This is a genomic window from Pelomonas sp. KK5, from assembly GCF_001984095.1.
Lineage (GTDB): Bacteria > Pseudomonadota > Gammaproteobacteria > Burkholderiales > Burkholderiaceae_C > KK5.
On sequence record NZ_LYVQ01000357.1, the window covers coordinates 1 to 4,141 of the forward strand.

Sequence of the window (4,141 nt, forward strand, 5' to 3'; positions counted from 1 at the left end):
CGGCCGGCCGCTGACGGCCGAGTACCTGCCGCCGGCGCCGGCCGGCGTGCGGGTGGCCTGCGTGTCCGGGCAGGGCGCGGACGTCGGCGTGCTGCGCAACCTCAACCCCGGCGTGCTGACGGTGAGCCTGGCCGTGCTGCTGGATGCGCGCTGGCAGGCCGCCGATGCCGATGCGGCCTGGGCCGCCGCGGCGGCGCGGCGCCAGGTCTGGAAGGGCTGGGAGAACTGCGGCGTCAAGCCCGAGGGCGCGCCGTATCCCTCGTCGGCCGTGATGCCGGCGGCCGACGGCGGCTACGCCGAGGATCTCTACGCCGGCAACCCGTCCACCAACTTCACCACCATCCGCCTGCCGGTGCTGGCCGCCGACGCCGCCGCGATGCGCGGCCCGGGCGGCTTCGCCACGCGCGACGATCCGGCGCGCCCGCTGATCCTCAGCTGGCGCGCCTTCGCCGACGCGGACGGACATACCATCTGGATCGAGCGCGGCGAGCCGGCGCCCGGCGCGCCCGCCGGCACGCAGGGCTTCATCACGCTGTTCCTGCCCGACACCTGACCCCAGTCCCCGACATGTCCCTGCGCATCGACGAAGAGATCACCTTCCGCAAGCTCGAGATCCTGCTGGCCTTCATGGAGGCCGGCAGCCTGGGCCGCACGGCCGAGAAGCTGGGCCTCAGCGCCGTCAGCGTGCACCGCGCGCTGCATTCGCTGGAGGCCGGCGTGCGCTGCACGCTGTTCCGCCTGGAAGGCCGCAACCTGCTGCCCACCGACGCGGCGCTGGCGCTGGCCGACGTGGCCACCGAGGTGCTGCGCACGATGGGCGAGGGCATCCGCTCCACCCGCGAGATCGCCGGCTACGCGGCCGACCGCATCCGCATCGGGTCCCTGTATTCGCTGACCAGCCGCACGGTGCCGGCGCTGATCCGCGGCCTGAAGCTGCGCAAGCCCGACATCCAGACCGAGCTGGTGCTGGCCTCCAACGCCGAGCTGCTGGTCAAGCTGCGCGACGGGGCGATCGACGCCGCGCTGCTGGGCCAGCCGGAGGAGGGCGCCACCGACCTGGAATCGCAGCTGCTGTTCGAGGACGACCTGTTCTTCGCCGCCCCGGCGGGCTCGCGCTTCGCCGGCCTGTCCGGTGTGGACCTGCGCGACTGCCGCGACGACCGCTTCGTCAGCCTCAGCGAGGGCTTCGTCACCCGCACGCGCTTCGACGAAGGATTCACCGCCGCCGGCTTCCGCCCCAACGTCACCATCACCACCGGCGACATCTTCTCGCTGATGAACCTGGTCAGCGGCGGCATCGGCTGCACGCTGTTGCCGGGCCGGGTGCGCGACGTGCTGCCGCCGGGCGTGCTGATGCTGGAGATGCAGCCGCGCTACCACGCGCTGCAGCGCATCTCGGTGAGCTTCCTGCGCGCGCGGGAGCGCGACCCCAACCTGCTGTCGCTGCTGGCGGCGAGCCGGACCTACGCGGCCGAGCTCGCGGCCGGAACCTAGGAACAAGCTGCCATGCCCGACACCGACAAGCTGTTCGCGGGCTCGATCCCCGCCTCCTATGACACGCTGATGGTGCCGCTGATCTTCGAGGTCTACGCGGGCGACCTGGCCGAGCTGGTGGCGCAGGGCTCGCCCGGCGCCGTGCTCGAGACCGCGGCCGGCAGCGGCGCGGTCACGCGCGCGCTCGCGCCGCGGCTCGGCGCCGGCACGCGCTATGTCGTGAGCGACCTCAACCAGCCGATGCTCGACCATGCCGCCGCCCGCCAGGGGCCCGATGCGCGCATCGAATGGCGGCAGGCCGACGCGCTGGCCCTGCCGTTCGACGACGCCTCGTTCGACGTCGTCTGCTGCCAGTTCGGCGCCATGTTCTTCCCGGACCGCGCGGCCGGCTACGCCGAGGCGCGGCGCGTGCTGAGGCCGGGTGGCCGGCTGGTCTTCAACGTCTGGGACCGCATCGAGGAGAACGCGTTCGCCGACGAGGTCACGACCGCGCTGGGCGCGCTGTTCCCGCTCGACCCGCCGCGCTTCCTCGCCCGCACGCCGCACGGCTATCACGACACGGCGCTGATCCGCGCGGACCTGGCGCGGGCGGGATTCAGCCAGGTGGACCTCCAGACCCAGGCCCGGCTCAGCCGCGCGGCCTCGGCGCGCGACGCCGCGATCGCCTACTGCCTGGGCACGCCGCTGCGCAACGAGATCGAAAGCCGCGATGCCGGGCTGATGCCGCTGGCCATCGAACGCGCCGCCGAGGCGATTGCCCGCCGGCACGGCACGGGGCCGGTGGCGGGAAGGATCCAGGCCCATGTGATCGTCGCGGGCGCGCAGTAGCCACGGGCATGCGGATTGCCATCCCCGGGACGAGCCGGCCTGCTTCAAGGCCCATCGAGCCCGAGGACATCGACGCATGGCCAGACGCAAGGCAAGCACCGTTCCCCGTAGCAGCAGCAGCGACGACGACGACACGAGCGCCGGCGGCCTCCCGAAGGCGCCTACCGGCATACCGGGGCTGGACGACATCACCGGCGGCGGCCTGCCGCGCGGCCGGCCGACCCTGGTCTGCGGCGCTGCCGGCTCCGGCAAGACCATGCTGGCCGCCGAGTTCCTGGTGCGCGGCGCGACGCGCTTCGGCGAGCCCGGCGTGTTCATGATGTTCGAGGAGAGCGCCGACGAGCTGGCGCAGAACCTGCGCTCGCTGGGCGTGGACCTGGAGCGGCTGCAGCGCCAGAAGAAGGTCGCGGTCGACCATGTGCACATCGAGCGCAACGAGATCGAGGAGACCGGCGAGTACGACCTCGAGGGGCTGTTCATCCGCCTGGGCTACGCCATCGACAGCATCGGTGCGAAGCGCGTGGTGCTGGACACGCTGGAGGCGCTGTTCTCCGGCCTGCCCAACCAGGCGGTGCTGCGCGCCGAGCTGCGGCGGCTGTTCCGCTGGCTGAAGGACCGCGGCGTCACGGCGGTGATCACCGGCGAGCGCGGCGAGCAGTCGCTGACCCGCTACGGCCTCGAGGAGTACGTGGCCGACTGCGTGATCCTGCTGGACCACCGGATCTACGACCAGGTCTCGACCCGCCGGCTGCGCGTCGTCAAGTACCGCGGCACCGCCCACGGCACCAACGAGTACCCCTTCCTGATCGGCGCGCACGGCGTCTCGGTGATGCCGATCACCTCGATGCGGCTGGACCACGTGGCCTCGCGCGAGCGCATGTCCACCGGCATCGCCGGCCTGGACGAGATGCTGGGCGGCACCGGCGTGTTCCGCGGCAGCAGCACGCTGGTCTCCGGCGCGCCGGGGACCGGCAAGAGCAGCATCGGCGCGAGCTTCGCCAACGCCGCCTGTGCACGCGGCGAGCGGGCGCTGCTGTTCGCCTACGAGGAGTCGGCCAGCCAGGTGCTACGCAACATGAGCTCGGTCGGCCTGGACCTCGGCGCCTGGCAGGCACGGGGACTGCTGCAGATCGATGCCTCACGCCCGACCCTGCACGGCCTGGAGCAGCACCTGGTGCACATCCATGACCGGGTGCGGGAGCTCAAGCCCTCGGTGGTGGTCATCGACCCGATCAGCAATCTCGCGCTGGACCGCGACGACGTCTCGCTCAAGCCGACGCTGATGCGGTTGATCGACTTCCTGAAGCAGCAGGGCGTCACCGCGATCTTCACCAGCCTGACCAGCGACGCCGCGGCCGAGGTGGCCGAGTCGCAGGTCGGCGTCTCCTCGCTGATGGACACCTGGATCCTGCTGTCCAACATGGCCGCCAACGGCGAACGCACCCGCACGCTGCAGGTGCTGAAGTCACGCGGCATGCGGCATTCGCACCAGGTGCGCGAGTTCGTGCTGAGCGATCACGGCGTGGACCTGGTGGACGTCTACCTCTCCGGCGACCGCGTGCTCACCGGCACGGCGCGGGTCTCGCGCGAGGCCCAGGAACTGGCCGCCACCGAGCTGCGCCGGCGCGACCACGATCGGCGGCTCAGGGAACTGGCCAGCCACCGCAAGGCCATCGACGCGCAGATCGCCGCGCTGAACGCCCAGGCGGACGAGCGCGCCAGCGAGGTCGAGTTCGCGATCGCCCGCGAGACGCTCGATGCCGAGGGCACGAGCGCGCGGTCCCGCTCGATCGCCCGGTCGCGCTCGGCATCGGTGACG

General features: G+C 72.2%; 4 protein-coding genes. All 4 read left to right on the forward strand.

All coding sequences use genetic code 11. From position 1 onward, the window contains the following. Positions 1-553, forward strand: a 553-nt coding sequence (locus B0W88_RS33965) for a hypothetical protein (RefSeq protein ID WP_077038201.1), incomplete at its 5' end; no start/stop codon positions are given. Positions 554-567: 14 nt separating this feature from the next. Next, on the forward strand, positions 568-1,494 hold the full coding sequence (locus tag B0W88_RS30155; RefSeq protein WP_077038202.1) for a LysR family transcriptional regulator: 927 nt from the start codon (positions 568-570) through the stop codon (positions 1,492-1,494). A 12-nt stretch (positions 1,495-1,506) separates the two neighbouring features. Further along, positions 1,507-2,322, forward strand: a complete 816-nt coding sequence (locus B0W88_RS30160) for a class I SAM-dependent methyltransferase (RefSeq protein WP_077038203.1) — start codon at positions 1,507-1,509, stop codon at positions 2,320-2,322. A 76-nt stretch (positions 2,323-2,398) separates the two neighbouring features. Further along, positions 2,399-4,141: circadian clock protein KaiC (gene kaiC, locus B0W88_RS30165; protein WP_077038204.1), on the forward strand; the 1,743-nt coding region annotated here is incomplete at its 3' end.